Source organism: Mesorhizobium sp. WSM4846, assembly GCF_055811415.1.
In genome coordinates this window covers 5,006-19,715 of sequence record NZ_JBVVPZ010000070.1, presented here as the reverse complement: position 1 = coordinate 19,715, position 14,710 = coordinate 5,006, and the positions used below count along the sequence as shown (strand labels likewise).

General features: G+C 66.3%; 13 protein-coding genes. 9 read left to right on the top strand and 4 right to left on the bottom strand.

Annotated features, from left to right (window positions below):
- The first annotated feature begins 125 nt into the window (after positions 1-125).
- The 4 genes from AC0L15_RS32005 to AC0L15_RS31990 are packed head-to-tail and all read left to right on the top strand — an operon-like array spanning position 126 to position 3,746.
- Positions 126-1,112, top strand: coding sequence for an ABC transporter permease (locus AC0L15_RS32005; protein WP_287245836.1), 987 nt, complete (start codon positions 126-128; stop codon positions 1,110-1,112).
- Positions 1,109-1,939, top strand: coding sequence for an ABC transporter permease (locus AC0L15_RS32000; RefSeq protein WP_473498248.1), 831 nt, complete (start codon positions 1,109-1,111; stop codon positions 1,937-1,939). The genes AC0L15_RS32005 and AC0L15_RS32000 overlap by 4 nt, the downstream gene beginning before the upstream one ends.
- Complete coding sequence (locus AC0L15_RS31995) at positions 1,936-2,946, top strand: ATP-binding cassette domain-containing protein (protein ID WP_287245834.1); 1,011 nt, start codon at positions 1,936-1,938, stop codon at positions 2,944-2,946. Before AC0L15_RS32000 ends, AC0L15_RS31995 begins: the two co-directional genes overlap by 4 nt.
- Complete coding sequence (locus tag AC0L15_RS31990) at positions 2,943-3,746, top strand: ABC transporter ATP-binding protein (RefSeq protein ID WP_287245832.1); 804 nt, start codon at positions 2,943-2,945, stop codon at positions 3,744-3,746. The genes AC0L15_RS31995 and AC0L15_RS31990 overlap by 4 nt, the downstream gene beginning before the upstream one ends.
- Here AC0L15_RS31990 and ggt read toward each other — a convergent pair.
- The 4 genes from ggt to AC0L15_RS31970 all read right to left on the bottom strand — a co-directional run bounded on the left by ggt (position 3,740) and on the right by AC0L15_RS31970 (position 8,638).
- Entirely contained in the window at positions 3,740-5,326 is a 1,587-nt protein-coding gene (gene ggt, locus AC0L15_RS31985; RefSeq protein ID WP_287245830.1) for a gamma-glutamyltransferase, read from the bottom strand. The genes AC0L15_RS31990 and ggt overlap by 7 nt on opposite strands.
- 129 nt (positions 5,327-5,455) lie before the next feature.
- The gene (locus tag AC0L15_RS31980; RefSeq protein ID WP_287245828.1) at positions 5,456-6,310 is read right to left on the bottom strand and encodes a TIGR01459 family HAD-type hydrolase; all 855 of its coding nucleotides are present in this window, start codon (positions 6,308-6,310) and stop codon (positions 5,456-5,458) included.
- A complete protein-coding gene (locus AC0L15_RS31975; RefSeq protein WP_287245826.1) occupies positions 6,307-7,593 on the bottom strand; it encodes an FGGY-family carbohydrate kinase in 1,287 nt (428 codons plus the stop codon). Before AC0L15_RS31975 ends, AC0L15_RS31980 begins: the two co-directional genes overlap by 4 nt.
- Before the next feature lies 1 nt (position 7,594).
- Positions 7,595-8,638 carry a class II aldolase/adducin family protein gene (locus tag AC0L15_RS31970; protein ID WP_287245824.1) on the bottom strand — a complete coding sequence of 348 codons (1,044 nt, stop codon included), beginning with the start codon at positions 8,636-8,638 and terminating at the stop codon, positions 7,595-7,597.
- 199 nt (positions 8,639-8,837) lie between these two features.
- Between AC0L15_RS31970 and AC0L15_RS31965 the strand changes: the two genes are divergently transcribed.
- The 5 genes from AC0L15_RS31965 to AC0L15_RS31945 all read left to right on the top strand — a co-directional run bounded on the left by AC0L15_RS31965 (position 8,838) and on the right by AC0L15_RS31945 (position 14,548).
- Complete coding sequence (locus tag AC0L15_RS31965) at positions 8,838-9,620, top strand: DeoR/GlpR family DNA-binding transcription regulator (protein ID WP_287245823.1); 783 nt, start codon at positions 8,838-8,840, stop codon at positions 9,618-9,620.
- Entirely contained in the window at positions 9,617-10,996 is a 1,380-nt protein-coding gene (locus AC0L15_RS31960) for an FGGY-family carbohydrate kinase (RefSeq protein ID WP_287245821.1), read from the top strand. The genes AC0L15_RS31965 and AC0L15_RS31960 overlap by 4 nt, the downstream gene beginning before the upstream one ends.
- Entirely contained in the window at positions 10,993-12,537 is a 1,545-nt protein-coding gene (locus tag AC0L15_RS31955; protein ID WP_287245818.1) for a sugar ABC transporter ATP-binding protein, read from the top strand. Before AC0L15_RS31960 ends, AC0L15_RS31955 begins: the two co-directional genes overlap by 4 nt.
- On the top strand, positions 12,534-13,532 hold the full coding sequence (locus AC0L15_RS31950) for an ABC transporter permease subunit (protein ID WP_128173425.1): 999 nt from the start codon (positions 12,534-12,536) through the stop codon (positions 13,530-13,532). The genes AC0L15_RS31955 and AC0L15_RS31950 overlap by 4 nt, the downstream gene beginning before the upstream one ends.
- A gap of 77 nt (positions 13,533-13,609) precedes the next feature.
- Complete coding sequence (locus AC0L15_RS31945; RefSeq protein ID WP_287245817.1) at positions 13,610-14,548, top strand: ABC transporter substrate-binding protein; 939 nt, start codon at positions 13,610-13,612, stop codon at positions 14,546-14,548.
- Positions 14,549-14,710 lie beyond the last annotated feature (162 nt).

Below are 14,710 nucleotides of genomic sequence, written 5' to 3'. Positions count from 1 at the left end.
TTTGCGATTGGCGCCACGGCTAGTGACGGCCAATCTCCCCCCTTGAGGGGGAGATGTCCGGCAGGACAGAGGGGGGTGCCTAGGCTCGGCATTTCTGTTGATCGGCCCAAGCAGCCGGCGCCGCCATGACCCGCGCGCTTCTCCTCCTTCGCCGTCGCCTCGTCGGCAGTGTCTTCGTGCTGCTGATTGTCGTGATCGGCACTTTCCTTTTGCTGGAAGCCGCCCCCGGTGACGCGGTCGACGCCTACATCGTCTCGACCGGCGGCGACGCCGGCATGATCGAATTGCTGCGCCATCGCTGGGGCCTCGACCAGTCGGCGTTGACGCGGCTGGCCAACTACCTCTGGGCGCTGCTGCATCTCGACCTCGGCCAGTCGGTGACCTTTTCGCGGCCAATCCGCGACGTCATCCTCGAGCGCCTGCCCAACACGCTGCTGTTGATGGGCAGCGCCACCGCGCTCTCCTTCGGCGTCGGCTCGGCGCTCGGCATCTATGCCGGGGCCAGGCCCGGCGGCTTTCGCGACCGCTTGCTGTCGATCGGCTCGCTGGCGCTCTATGCCGTTCCCGGCTTCTGGCTCGGGCTGGTGCTGATCATCGTCTTTGCCGTCGACCTGCGCTGGTTCCCGATCGGCGGCATCGAAAGCATCGCGTCTGGCAAGACCGGTCTTGGCCGCGCGGCCGATATCGCCCGCCACCTCGTCCTGCCGGTGTCGGCACTCGGCTTCATCTATCTGGCACTCTATCTGCGCATGATGCGCGCCGGCATGGCCGAGGTCTGGCGACAGGATTTTGTCCTCGCCGCCCGCGCCAAAGGGCTCTCCCGCCGCCGCATCGTGCTCGCCCACGTTGCCCGCAACGCGCTGTTGCCGCTGGTCACCATGCTCGGCCTGCAATCGGCGCAGATGCTCGGCGGCAGCGTCGTCATCGAAAGCGTCTTTTCGGTGCCCGGACTTGGCCGGCTGGCGCAGGAAGCGGTGGCAGCGCGCGATACCCCGCTGCTGCTCGGCATCATCCTGGTCAGCGCCGTTCTGGTCATCGTTATCAATCTTCTTGTCGACGTCGCCTACGCCTTCCTCGATCCGCGCGTCGGCGCCAGCGAGGCCAGCGTGTGAGCCCGCTTCGCCGCCTTCTTCGCACGCCGGAAGCGGTCGCCGGCGCGATCATCCTGGTAGCGTTGTTCGCCATGGCGCTGACAGCGCCTTTGTTCTTTCCCGGCGACCCGCAAGCCATTGCCGGGCCGGCATTGCTGCCGCCCTTTCAGGACTGGTCGCTGCCGCTCGGCACCGACCGGCTCGGCCGCGACATGCTGGCCGCGCTTCTCCACGGCGCCCGTACCTCGCTGGCGGTCGGGCTGGCGGCAGCAGCCGCAGCCCTTGCCGTCGGCGCGATAGTCGGCACGCTGGCCGGCTTTGCCGGCGGTCTCGTCGACGAAGTGCTGATGCGCATCACCGACGCCTTCCAGACCGTGCCGAGCTTCCTGCTGGCGCTGGCTTTCGTCAGCGTCGTTGGGCCGTCGCTCGGCGTCGTCGTCGCGGCGATCGCGCTCGGCGCCTGGACGGGGCCGGCGCGCGTTGCGCGCGCCGAAGTGCTGTCGATCCGCGAGCGCGATTTTGTCGCCGGCGCCCGTGTCATCGGCATGCATCCGCTGGAGATCGCCTTTCGCGAAGTGCTGCCCAACGCTTTGCCGCCGGTGCTGGCGCTGTCGTCGGTGATCGTCGCCGCCGCGATCCTCACCGAGGCGGCACTTTCGTTTCTCGGCCTCGGCGACCCCAACCGCGTGACCTGGGGCGGCATGATCGCCGAAGGCCGCGCCGTGCTGCGCACCGCGCCCTTTTTGTCGATCATTCCGGGCATAGCACTCGTGCTGACCGTGCTCGGTGTCTATCTCGCCGGCGAAGGCGTCGTCGAGACGACGGCGGTGAGAAGGAGCCTGTCATGACGGCGCTGCTTTCGATCCGCGATCTGACGGTGACCTATCGCCGCGACGGCAGCCAGGTGGCGGCGCTGAACCATGTCAGCCTCGATGTCAGCGCCGGCGAGCGCTTCGCCATCATTGGCGAGAGCGGCTCGGGCAAGAGCACTCTGGCGCTGGCCATTGCCGCGCTGCTGCCGAGGTCTTCCAAGGTTGGAGGCTCGATCGAGTGGTTTTTGCTATCCTTTGGTGCCAAGGCACCTCCCTCTGTCCTGCCGGACATCTCCCCCTCAAGGGGGGAGATTGGCAGTTTCGCTGTTGGGTCCCCTCCTGCAACCTTGGAGAATGGCGAAGGCGGAGTTGAGAGCGCAATCTCCCCCCTTGAGGGGGAGATGTCCGGCAGGACAGAGGGGGGTCTCACAGAACGCAAGCCTCTAAAATCCGCCGCCAAACCCAGCCACACCCCCCTCGGTGGCCGCGATATCGGCTTCGTCTTCCAGGACCCGTCGGCCAGCCTCGATCCGGTAATGACGGTTGGCGAGCAGATCGCGGAAGTCGCGCACACGCATCTTGGTCTGACTTGGTCGCAATCCTATGCCAAGGCGAAAGCCCTGCTCGGACGCGTCCGCCTGCCCGACTCGGACGCCGCCTTGCGCGCCTACCCGCACCAGCTTTCCGGCGGCCAGAAGCAGCGCGTGGCGATTGCCGCGGCGATTGCGGCCGGTCCGAAACTGCTGATCGCCGATGAGGCGACCAGCGCGCTCGACACCATCGTGCAGGCCGAGATCGTCGCGCTGATCCGGCAATTGGTGGCCGAGGACGGCATGACGCTGCTGTTCGTCAGCCACGACATCGCGCTAGCCGCCGAGCTGGCCGAGCGCATCGCCGTGTTCCGGCACGGCGAGCTGGTCGAGCTCGGCACGACGGCGCAGATCGTCGCTAGTCCGCGCCACGCCTACACAAGCGCGCTGCTTAACGCCCATCTCGGCCTCGACGCCGAACCGCTGCTGCAGCAGTCAGGAGCGTCGCGGTGAGCAGTCCATTGCTGGCTGTTTCCGGCCTCACCAAACGATATCGTCGCGGCGGCAAGACAATAGCCGCCGTCGATGATGTCTCCTTCGACATCGAGGCCGGCGAGACGCTGGCGCTGGCCGGCCCTTCCGGCAGCGGCAAGTCGACGGTCGCGCGGCTGCTGCTGCGGCTGATCGAACCGGACGCCGGCCGCATCGAGTTTGAAGGTGGCGATTTCCTGTCCCTGAACGATACTGCGTTGCGCGCCCGGCGCGCGCGCGTGCAAATGGTCTTCCAGGACCCGCTCGCCGCCTTCAATCCGCGCGCCAGCGTGGCGCGTGTGCTTGACGATCCCTTGCGCATCCATGGCATCGCAGCCCGATCAGAACGCCCGCGCCGCATCGCCGCTCTGCTCGAGCGCGTCGGCCTGAGCGCTGATCTCGCCGCTCGTGCCATCCACGAGATCTCGGGCGGCCAGCGCCAGCGCATCGCGATCGCTCGCGCCATCGCCACAAACCCGTCGCTGATCATCCTCGACGAGGCGGTTTCCGCGCTCGACGTATCGGTGCGCCGGCAGATCCTGCAATTGCTGCTCGATCTGCAACGCGAGCAACGGATCGCCTATCTGTTCATTTCGCATGATCTCGGCGTCATCAGCGCCATCGCCCATCGTGTCGTCATTCTCGATGCCGGCCGCGTCGCCGAAAGCGGCAACGCCCGCGCGGTCATCGGTACCCCGCAGTCGGCGATCGGCAAGGCGCTGGTGGCGGCAGCGCCAAAACTGAACAGGACCAGCACGCAAGGCGCAGCGGACCGTCAGTAACCCAGCGCGCAACCATCCTTGCGCGGATCGGACGCGCCGGTAAGCGTGCCCTTGTCCCAGTCGATCAGCACCAGCTGGCCGCCGCCATGCGGCTCGGTTGGGACGGACACGTCGTGACCGCGCTCGCGCAGGCCGGCGATCGCGTCGGCCGGAACGCCACGCTCAGCCTCCACAGTGTTCTGTCGGTAAAACACGCGTGGCGCATCCAGCGCCTCCTGCGGGTCCATGCCGAAGTCGATCATGTTGGTGAGCAAATGGACATGGCCGAACGGCTGGTAGCCGCCGCCCATCACGCCAAACGGCATGACTGCTCTGCCCTTGGCTGTCACCATGCCCGGCATGATGGTGTGCATCGGGCGTTTTCCCGGTGCGATGCGGTTTGGGTGGTCCGCCGCCAGGCGGAAGCTGCTGCCGCGATTCTGCAGGACGACGCCGGTCCTGGGGCCGACCACGCCGCTGCCGAACGAACCAAAGGTCGAGTTGATGAAGCTGACCGCATTACGGTCGCGGTCGACCACCGAGATGTAGACGGTATCGCTGGGCTGAAGCTCCAGGCGTGGCAGATGCGTCATTGCGCGAGCCGGATCGATCTCGGCGCGAAGCTGGTCGGCATGGGATCTGGACAACAACTGCTCTACGGGGACATGGACCTGGCTCTGGTCGCCGATGAAATTATCGCGGTCCTGATAGGCAAGCCGCCCCGCCTCGATCTCGAGATGAAAGCGCTCGGCGCCGTTCGGCTCCAGCGAACCGAGCGAGAAGCCCGACAGCACATTCAGCATGATCAGTGCCGTCAGCCCCTGGTTGTTCGGCGGCATCTGATGAATGTCGTAGCCCCGGTAGGATGTGCCGACGGGCCTGACATAGTCGCCCTTCGTCGCCGAAAAATCCTCGAGCGCATGCAGCCCGCCAAGCGCGCGCAGACGCGACACCATGTCGTCGGCGACCTCGCCTTCATAGAAGCCGGCAGGGCCACGGCGCGAGACGATGCGCAGGGTCTCCGCCAGTTGCGGCTGCCGGTGCAGCTCGCCGGCCAGCGGCGCCTTTCCATCCGGCAGAAATATCCGCGCGGCATGTTCGTCGGCGGCCAGCAAGGCAGCACTTTCAGCCCAGTCGAAGGCCACGCGGTCTTGGACGACATAACCCTGTTCGGCGTAATGTAGGGCCGGAGCGAGCGCGGCGTCGATGCCCTTCCTGCCGTGATCATCGAGCAGCCGGCACCAGGCGTCGACGGCGCCCGGCACGGTGACCGCGTGCGGACCGGACTCAGGCAGCTCGTCGAGCCCCTTGTCCAGATACCACTGCGCCTCTGCTGCTGCCGGTGCGCGGCCGGAGCCGTTGAATGCCAGAACCTCGCCTTGACCGTTGGGACAATAGAGGACGAAACAGTCGCCGCCGATACCGGTCGATTGCGGCTCGACCACCGCCTGCACCGCCGCCGCGCACACGGCTGCGTCCATCGCGTTGCCGCCGGACCGCAGCATCTCGATCGCCGCCAGCGTCGCCAGCGGGTGCGATGTCGCGGCCATCGCTTCCGTCGCACGAACCGGCGACCGTCCGGGGAGTTGGAAATCACGCATGCAGTTCAATAGCCTCCGACCAACAAGATGTGAACTGGCAACAGCAGCCAAAGGGCTGCGCCACCGAAAGCAGCACCAACGACGGGACGATCACCATGGCAGCGCTCAACCCCTCGGAAGCTGCCGATCTCAATCAGCGAATCTGAAACTGTCCGTGGTGTAATCGGGGTAGGCATCCAGACTGTCGAAAAGCTCTGCCAGGTCAGGGGTATCCGCCAATATTCCGGACAAGACCAGCGCGGTCGCCACGCCGGCACCAATTCCACCGGCGACATCGTGTTCGACGCTGTCGCCGACACAGACCACGCTGCTGCGGTCCGGGTTGCCCGCCAGCGCCAGCGCGGCGTCGAAGATCGGCGTGTAGGGCTTGCCGACGCGGGTGACGCTACCGCCGAGGCTCTCGTAGAGATCCGCAAGCTGGCCGGCGCCAAAGCGAGGCCCCGCTGCCGTCAGCATGATCTTGTCGGGATTGGTGCAGAAGCACGGCACCTGCCGCATCGCTGCCGGCGCAAAAAGTCGGCGATAGTGCTCGATATCGTAGCGGTCGCCCTCGCTGGCGGCGATCAGCACCAGCTCGGCATCGTCGCCGTCGCTGGTCAGGGTAAAAGGCAGGCCTTCAATCGCCGAGCGGTCGCCTTCGCGGCTGATCAGCAGGCACTTTGTGTTTGGGCGCAGCTTTCCGGATATCGCCATTTCGTGGAAGGACCGCCACGCGATCTCGCCGGAAGAGACAAATTGATCCCAGCTTCCTGTTTCGAAGCCGAGCTTCAGCAAGCGGGCCTCATTGGGCCGCGCCCGCCTGCCGGAATTCGAGACCAGCACGATCGTCCTGCCTGCCCGCTTCAGCGCCGACAATGCCTCCACAGCGCCCGGATAGGGGTTCGTACCATCGTGCAGCACACCGAACTGATCGAGCAGGAACACCTGATAGCGCTCAACCAGCGCTCCGATGCCGTCGAGATGTTCAACCGTTTTCGTGCTCACAACAGCCCCGCTGCGATTGCGCCCATCAGCGCCAGCCGCGCCGTGCCGGCGGCCGCCTCGTCCGAAAGCGCTGGCAGAAAATCGACACCCAGCTTGCGCTGCCGGATCGCGGTCCAGGCGACGTTTGCCGCACCGCCGCCGACACTTCTGATCGACGTCAATCGGGGGGCGCCGAGTTCGGCAAGCCGGCGATAGCCGAGCGCCTCGATCGCCGCGATGCCCTCGAACATCGCTTTCAGATAGTCGGCGTCGTCGGCCGGCCGCGGCGTCAGGCGTGGCGGCAGAGCAGGATCGGCGACGGGAAAGCGTTCGCCAACCGCGGGAAGCGGATAATAGTCGAGGCCGGTCTCGGTCATGGGGTCCATTGCCGCACTCAATTCGATGATGCGCGCGAGAGAAAAATGCTGCGCCAGCACCTTGCCGCCCGAATTCGACGCACCACCCGCTAGATAAGCATCTCCCAGCCGATGACTGTAGATGCCGAACTGCGGCGCCGAGATCGGCCGATCGGAGAGGATCTTGATGGTCAGCGAGGACCCAAGCGCGGTGACGCCGTCGCCAACAGCCGCAGCCCCCGTCGCCAGGAACGACGCGCAGCCATCCGTCGTGCCGGCGACCACGGCGACGTCGCGCGCCAGGCCGAACAGGTCCGCGGCGTTCGCGGTGAGCTTTCCCGTGACATCGCCCGGCTTGACGACACCAGGCAGGAATCCCATGCGCATCCCGGTCGCCGCGATCCAGTCCGGCCAGCGGCGGGCCTCGACATCGTAGCCGGTCTTCAGGGCATTGTTCTCGTCGCTGGCGTCGAAGCGGCCGGAGAACTGTCCCGCGATCCAGTCGGCCTGATGCAGCACCGCCGCGACGCCAGGCAGGCGCAGGAGCGACAGCGCCTTGGCGAGACCGGACGTCGGCCCACGTGCTGCGCTCGCGGCCGGCGCCTCGCGCGCGATCCCCGCCAGAATGGCGTCGTCGTCGACCTTGTCGTTGTACATCAACGGCTCGGCCAGCGGCCGCCCGGCGCCGTCGACCGGCAGCAGCGTGCCGGAAGTGCCGTCGACGGCGATCGACCGGACCGCCGCACGATCGATGCTCGAAAGCAGTTCCGTCAGCGCCGCGCCCACCGCTGACCACCATACCGACGGGTCGCGGGCATTCTGGCCAAATCTGTCGAGTGGAACGGCGGAACGCGCGGCAATCGAAAAGTCCGGCCGCATGGCGACCGCGCGCGCGCCTGATGTGCCGATGTCGATACCGATCGAAACTGGGCCGGTTGACAACGCCATCTCAGCCGCCGGCTGCATTGAGTTTCTGGCGATACTGCTCGGCGTCCCAGTTGATCAGTTCGTCGTTCTCGGCGGCGGTCAGATAGTTCAGCTTCGCCGCGACGTCGACCCGCGCCGTCACGTCGGCGAGGCAGCGTTGCATGGCATCGGCGCCGGGACTGGCGTCGCCGCGCATCAACACCCCAAGCCCGGGAAACAGGATCGCCACCGGTGCCGTGCCGCACCGTTCGGTGACACGCATCACATCCTCACCGGGTCTCGCCACGACCAAACCCTGGCCGAGAAAGATGACGTGATCGGGATAGAGGCTGCCTCCTGACGCCATGCGGCAGCTTTCAGGATCGATCGCGACGGCATGCGCTTCGCCATCCGCCGGCAGCCTGTAGCAGCTGCGTGCGATGAGCGTCGTCAATGCGACAACGTCGGGCTCCGCCACCTTACGGGGCGGCCGCGCCAGAAGTCGTGTGACGCGACGCAGCAGCGCCTCGGCGCCGGCGACGGTCTCGGCTGCGACGACCAGGCCATGGTTGGCAAGGATCAGCACATCGACCCCGGGCCGAAGGCGCTCGGCAATGCCCTGGGCAAGCGGCAGGCCGGGCCGGCGATAGGGAACATACGCCCATTCGAGGCCATCGAGGCGCTTGGCGACTTGAGCCTCGCAGTCGGCCTGCACGGCAAGCGAAATGGTATCGACGCAGTGGACATGCAGAACGACGCGCTGCGGCATCAGCGCGTGAACCGTGGTCTCGATCGAAGGACGCAGCTTGCGGGCGTTGAGCGCCTCGATGGCGAAACCCTGTGGCTGATCGGCGGCCGGGTCGCGCTGTTCGACAGCCCTGAGCAGCGGCGAGATCGCCACCGGGACCATGATGTCCGCGGCGAGCGCGTCCTTCAACCAGGTGCCGGAAGCCTTGATCCAGAGTGTGTCGCCGGCTTTCAGCGACGTGTTGCCGCCCGCGGCCTGGGTCAAGTGCGGGTCGAGCCCGATGCTGGCCGAAAGCGACCGCAAAGCAGCCAATTCCTGCGCATCCGCATTGATTGCCATCGAAACTCCTTCACAAACCGACCGCCTAGCCACGGCTTTGGATCCCCGTAGCCGGGACAGCGAGTGACGCTGGTATCGCAGCGGCGAGTAAGTTACGTCAATAGTGATCTTATCCCACCAAATCAAGCTTGCAATCTGATCTGCGTTGAGTAAGTTGCACCAATTGCCGTGGCAAAATGGCATTTCGGGAGGGTATCCGTTGAGCGACTCCGGCCGCCAGCGTCAGATCGTGGAGCTGTTGCGGGATCGCCCCTTCGCCTCGGTACGCGAGCTGCAGGAGCGGCTCGGCGTATCGGCTGCGACGGTGCGGCGCGATATCGACAAGATCGACGAGGCCGGCGAGGCACGTAAGGTCTATGGCGGCATCTCGGCGCTCGATGGCGCTGCGCAGGCGGGCGTCGCCTATGCCAGGCCCTACGACGAGAACCGCGACCTCGCGGTCGAAGCCAAGCGGCAGATCGCCGCTCTCGCGGCGACCATGGTACGCGATGGCGACGCCGTCATCGTGCATGGCGGTTCGACCTGCTTCCATCTCGGCGCTAAGCTCGCCGACCGCAACATCCGGCTTTTTACCAACTCGATGCCGCTCATCGCCTATTTGAGCGACCACGGCCATTGCAGCCTGACCATTGCCGGCGGCGAACTGCATCGCGAGCCTGGCATCATCCATTCGCTCACCCAGTCCGTGCCTTTCTACGCATCGAAGTTCTTTCTAGGCGCGCAAGGCATTGGCCCGGAGGGCGTGCTGGAATCGCATCCGCTGCTGGTCCGCTCCATCGCCGAACTCAGTCTCTGCGCCGACCAGATCGTGGTGCTGGCCGACAGCCGCAAACTGTCGATCCACGCGCGCAACGTCGCGCTGCCGTTGTCGCGCATCGGCACGCTGGTGACCGATGACGGCCTTTCCGATGCCGACGCACGCATGCTCGAAAACGCCGGCGTCATGGTGCGGATCGCCACTGCCTCAGGAGCCGTCCAGTGAAGGTGGCTGTCCTCGACTTCGGCAAGACCAACTCGAAGCTGTTCGTCTTCGGTCAGGACGGGCAGATTCTAGGTGAGCGCCGGACCCAGCCGAACTGGACGCGCGAAGGCGGCTTCAGCGTGCTCGACGAAGCAGCGCTTCACGATTGGGCGGCGCGCGCCGTCGGCGAGGCAGTCGACATCCATGGCATAGAGGGCTTGATGGTTTCGGGCCATGGCTGCACCTTTGCCTTGGTCGACGATGCGGCGCTGACGCATCCGATACTCGACTACGAGCAGGAGCCGCCGGCCGAGATTGCCGCGCAGATCGATCGCCGCATTCCGGATTTCGCCGAGACCTTCTCGCCGCGCCTGCCGCTCGGCTTCAACTATGGTCGCCACATGCTGTGGCTGAAGACGGTGCAACCAAGCGTGTTCGCCGCCGCCAAATCGATCCTCGGTTATCCCCAATACTGGAGCTGGCGCTTTGGCGGCCGGGCGGTTTCGGAGGTGTCCTATCTCGGCTGCCACTCGCATCTGTGGGCGCCGCGCAAGCGCGATTTCTCCACGCTGGTCGACGCCGAGGGATGGCGCGGCCAGATGCCCGCCTTCGAGCGTGCCGGCGCGGTCATCGGCGAGCAGCGCTTCGGCGAGGCGGCGCGGCCGATCGCCATCCACAACGGTGTCCATGACAGCAATGCGGCGCTCCATGCTTATCGCCGGCAGGCGGCTGGTCCGGTCACCGTCGTCTCGACCGGCACCTGGGTTGTGGTGCTCAATCCGGCCTGCCCGCTCGACGCGCTCGATCGCGACCGCGACATGCTGGTCAATGTCGATGTCGATGGCGGCGCGGTGCCGACCATCCGCTTCATGGGCGGCCGCGAATTCGCGACGATCAGCGCCGGCTGGCAGGGCGCAATCGACCGCTCCACAGTACAGCAGGTGATCGGGGCCGGCATCATGGCGCTGCCGAGCTTCGCGCCAGGTGGGCCGATGCCTGGCCATCGCGGCGAACTGGTCGGGCGCGCACCCAGCGCGGAGGAGCGCGCGGCCGTGGCGCTGCTCTACGTCGCGCTGATGGTCGATCTGTGTCTCGACCTGATCCATTCGAACAACACGGTGATCGTCGATGGCGGGCTGAACAGTGGCGGCCTGCTTGCCAGCCTGCTGGCGCAGCTGCGTCCCGGCCAGGCCTTCATGCAGGGCGCCACGCTGGAGGGCAGCGCCACCGGAGCAGCGGCTCTGGCCTTCGAGAGTGCTGGACGCGAATTTGCCGCCGAGGCGCCAGAGCCGGTACGCGCATCGAGCTTCACCGGGCTTGCCTTCTATCGCGATAGCTGGCGCGGTCTCGCCGCCGACCGAGGCGTCGCTGATGCCGCAGCGGGAGGCGCGCGATGACCGCCGCTGCCCGGATCGAAACCGTGCGCCAGCCGGTGCTGGAGATGCGGCACATCTCCAAGACGTTCGGCCCGATTCGCGCCTTGCACGACGTATCGCTGACCGTCCACGCCGGTGAACTGCACGCGCTGATGGGCGAAAACGGCGCCGGCAAGTCGACGCTGATGAAGGTGCTGTCCGGCGCCTATCGGCCTGATCCCGGCGGCGAGATTCTGATCGACGGCACACCGGTCGCCACCGGCGACCCGATCAAGGCACGCGCCAACGGCATTGCCGTCATTTACCAGGAGCTGTCGCTGGCGCCCAACCTGACGGTCGCGCAGAACATCTTCCTCGGCAACGAGCCGAGACGGTTCGGCATCGTCGACCGCGACCAGTGCAATCGCCGCGCCAAGGAGATCATCGCGAGGCTCGGCGTTTCCTTCTCGGCGCGCGCCTCGGTCTCCAGCCTGTCGCTTGGCGAACGCCAGATGGTCGAGATCGCCCGCGCGCTGTCGACCAGCGCGCGCATCATCGTCATGGACGAGCCGACGACCTCGCTGACCTCGCGCGAGACCGACAGGCTGTTCGAGGTGATTGCGACGCTGAAGTCGCAGGGCATCGCCATCATCTACATCAGCCACCGCATGGAAGAGGTCTACCAGCTTGCCGACCGCGTCAGCGTGCTGCGCGACAGCGGCTATGTCGGCACGCTCGAACGCGCCGATCTGAACGCCACGCGCCTGGTCTCGATGATGGTTGGCCGTGACCTGTCCGCATTCTACAAGAAGGATCACCGCCCGCCGGACAGCAAGCGCGCGATCGCACTGTCGGTGCGCGACATGTCGAACGGCAATCTCCTGAAAGGCTGCTCCTTCGACCTGCACAAGGGCGAAGTGCTGGCGCTGGCGGGCCTGGTCGGCTCGGGCCGCACCGAACTCGCGCGGCTGATCTTCGGCGCCGACAGGCACACGTCAGGCACGCTGGAACTCGACGGCAAGCCGATAGCCATCGGCTCGCCGCGCGAGGCGCTGGATGCCGGTATCGCCTATCTTACCGAAGACCGTAAGGAACTCGGCCTGTTCCTCGACATGTCGATTTCCGAGAATATCAGCATGGGCGTGCTCGCCAGGGACGCGCAGGCCGGCGGCCTGCGCGACTTCGCCACGGCCGAAAGGCGCGCCGCCAAGGCCGTTTCCGACCTCTCTATCCGCACCAGGTCGGTGCAGGCCAATGCCGGCTCGCTGTCGGGCGGCAACCAGCAGAAGGTGCTGCTCGCCCGTCTGCTCGAAACCGAGCCGCGGGTCCTCATCCTCGACGAACCGACCCGCGGCGTCGATGTCGGGGCGAAGTCGGAAATTTACCGGCTGATCGACGATCTCGCCAAGAAGGGCATCGCCATCCTGATGATCTCCAGCGAACTGCCGGAGGTGATCGGCGTCGCCGACCGCGTGCTGGTGATGCGCGACGGCACTATCGCTGGCGAGGTGACCGCATCCGAAGGCCCGCCGCTCAGTCAGGAAGCAATCATGGAACTCGCAACGGGAGCGGCCAAGGGATGACCCATAAGGCAACCGGGATGAGTGCGGGTGACCAGGCTGTCGGCAGGAGCCGGCGGCTGCGCACCGCCTTCGCCGCGCTTGGCATGCTGCCGGTCCTGATCCTTTTGGCGGCCGGCTTCCAGATCATGAACCCGCGCTTCCTCACCGAGACCAACCTGTTGATCGTCACCCAGCAGTCGTCGATCAACATCGTGCTCGCGGCCGGCATGACCTTTGTCATCCTGACCGGCGGCATAGACCTGTCAGTCGGCTCCATTCTTGCCGCCTCGGCGATGGTGGCGGTGATGGTGTCGCTGGTGCCGGAGTGGGGCATGCTCGGCGTGCCGGCGGCCATTCTGGTCGGCCTCGGCTTCGGCGTCATCAACGGGCTGCTCGTCGCCTATATCAAGCTGCCGCCCTTCATCGTCACGCTGGGTTCGCTGACCGCCGTGCGCGGCGTCGCCCGCCTGCTCGGTCAGGACACCACGGTGTTCAACTCGGACCTGCCGTTCGACTTCATCGGCAACGGGTCGCTGTTCGGCATTCCCTGGCTGGTCATCATCGCTCTGTCGGTCGTGGTGCTGTCCTGGCTGGTGCTCAAGCGCACCGTGCTCGGCACCTGGATCTATGCCGTCGGCGGCAATGCCGAGGCCGCCCGCCTCACCGGCATCAAGGTGCCGCTGGTGCTGCTCTTCGTCTATGGCGTTTCAGGCCTTCTGGCCGGCCTTGGCGGCGCCATGTCGGCGGCCCGGCTCTACGCGGCCAACGGCCTGCAGCTTGGGCAGTCCTACGAACTCGACGCCATCGCCGCGGTCATCCTCGGCGGCACCAGCTTCGTCGGCGGAGTCGGCTCGATCTGGGGCACGCTGATCGGCGGCCTGATCATAGCGGTGCTCTCCAACGGGCTCATCCTGGCCGGCGTTTCCGACATCTGGCAGTACATCATCAAGGGATTGGTCATCATCGTGGCGGTCGCCCTCGACCGCTACAGGCTCCAAGCGGGAGCAAGAACGTGATTGACCTAGTCGCCGGCGTCAACGACCCGGTTCATGTGTAACGCACCGTGAGAGGCGCGGGCATCAGGAGGAAAACAATGAAGACCATCGCTAAACTGCTCTGCGGCGTTGCCCTCGCGGCCGTCGCCGTCGCACCGGCCTCGGCCAAGGATCTGAACAAGGTCGGCATCTCGGTCGGCCTGCTCGGCAACCCGTTCTTCGTCGCCACCATCAAGGGCATCGAGGACGCCGCCAGGAAGATCAACCCGAATGTCGAGGTGACGTCGGTATCGGCCGACTACGACCTCAACAAGCAGGTCTCGCAGGTCGACTCGTTCATCGCCGCCGGCGTCGACGTGATCATGCTCAACGCCGTCGATGCCAAGGCGATCGCGCCGGCGGTGAAGAAGGCGCAGGCGGCAGGCATCGTGGTTGCCGCATTCGACGTTTCGGCGCCGGGTGCCGACGTCACCGTGATGACCAACAACGTCAAGGCCGGCGAAGCGGCCTGCCAGTACCTGGTCGACCAAACCGATGGCAAAGGTGACTATGTCATCCTGAACGGGCCGGCATCGTCGTCGATCCTGGAGCGGGTGAAGGGCTGCAAGGACGTGCTGGCAAAACACCCGGACATCAAGATCCTCTCCGACGACCAGAATGCCGAAGGCTCGCGCGACGGCGGCCTGAAGGTGTTCCAGTCGCTGCTGACCCGCTTCGACAAGATCGACGCGGTGTTCGCCATCAACGACCCGACGGCGATCGGCGCCCAGCTTGCGGCCAAGCAGCTCAACCGCTCGGAGTTCATCTTCACCGCGGTCGACGGCGCGCCCGACATCGAGAAGGAACTCTCTTCCGGCACCTCGATGATCAAGGCCTCGGCCTCGCAGGATCCTTACGTCATGGCCGGCCAATCGCTGCAGATGGCAGCTGAAGTGCTCGCCGGCAAAAAGCCGGCCGAGGCGACGGTGCTGCTCGACCCGCAGCTGATCACGGCAGAGAACCTGAAGGACTACAAGGGCTGGACCGCGGCCCGCTAGCTAAAGCCTCCCAAGGCTGGTGGGGGGGGGGGGGGGGGGGGGGCCCGGGTTTTTTTTTGTTGGGGTGTTTTTGGAAAACCGGGGGGCCGGGGGGGGGGGGGGGGGGGGGGGGGGGGGGGGGGGGGGGGGGGGGGGGGGGGGGGGGGGGGGTGGTGGGGGGGG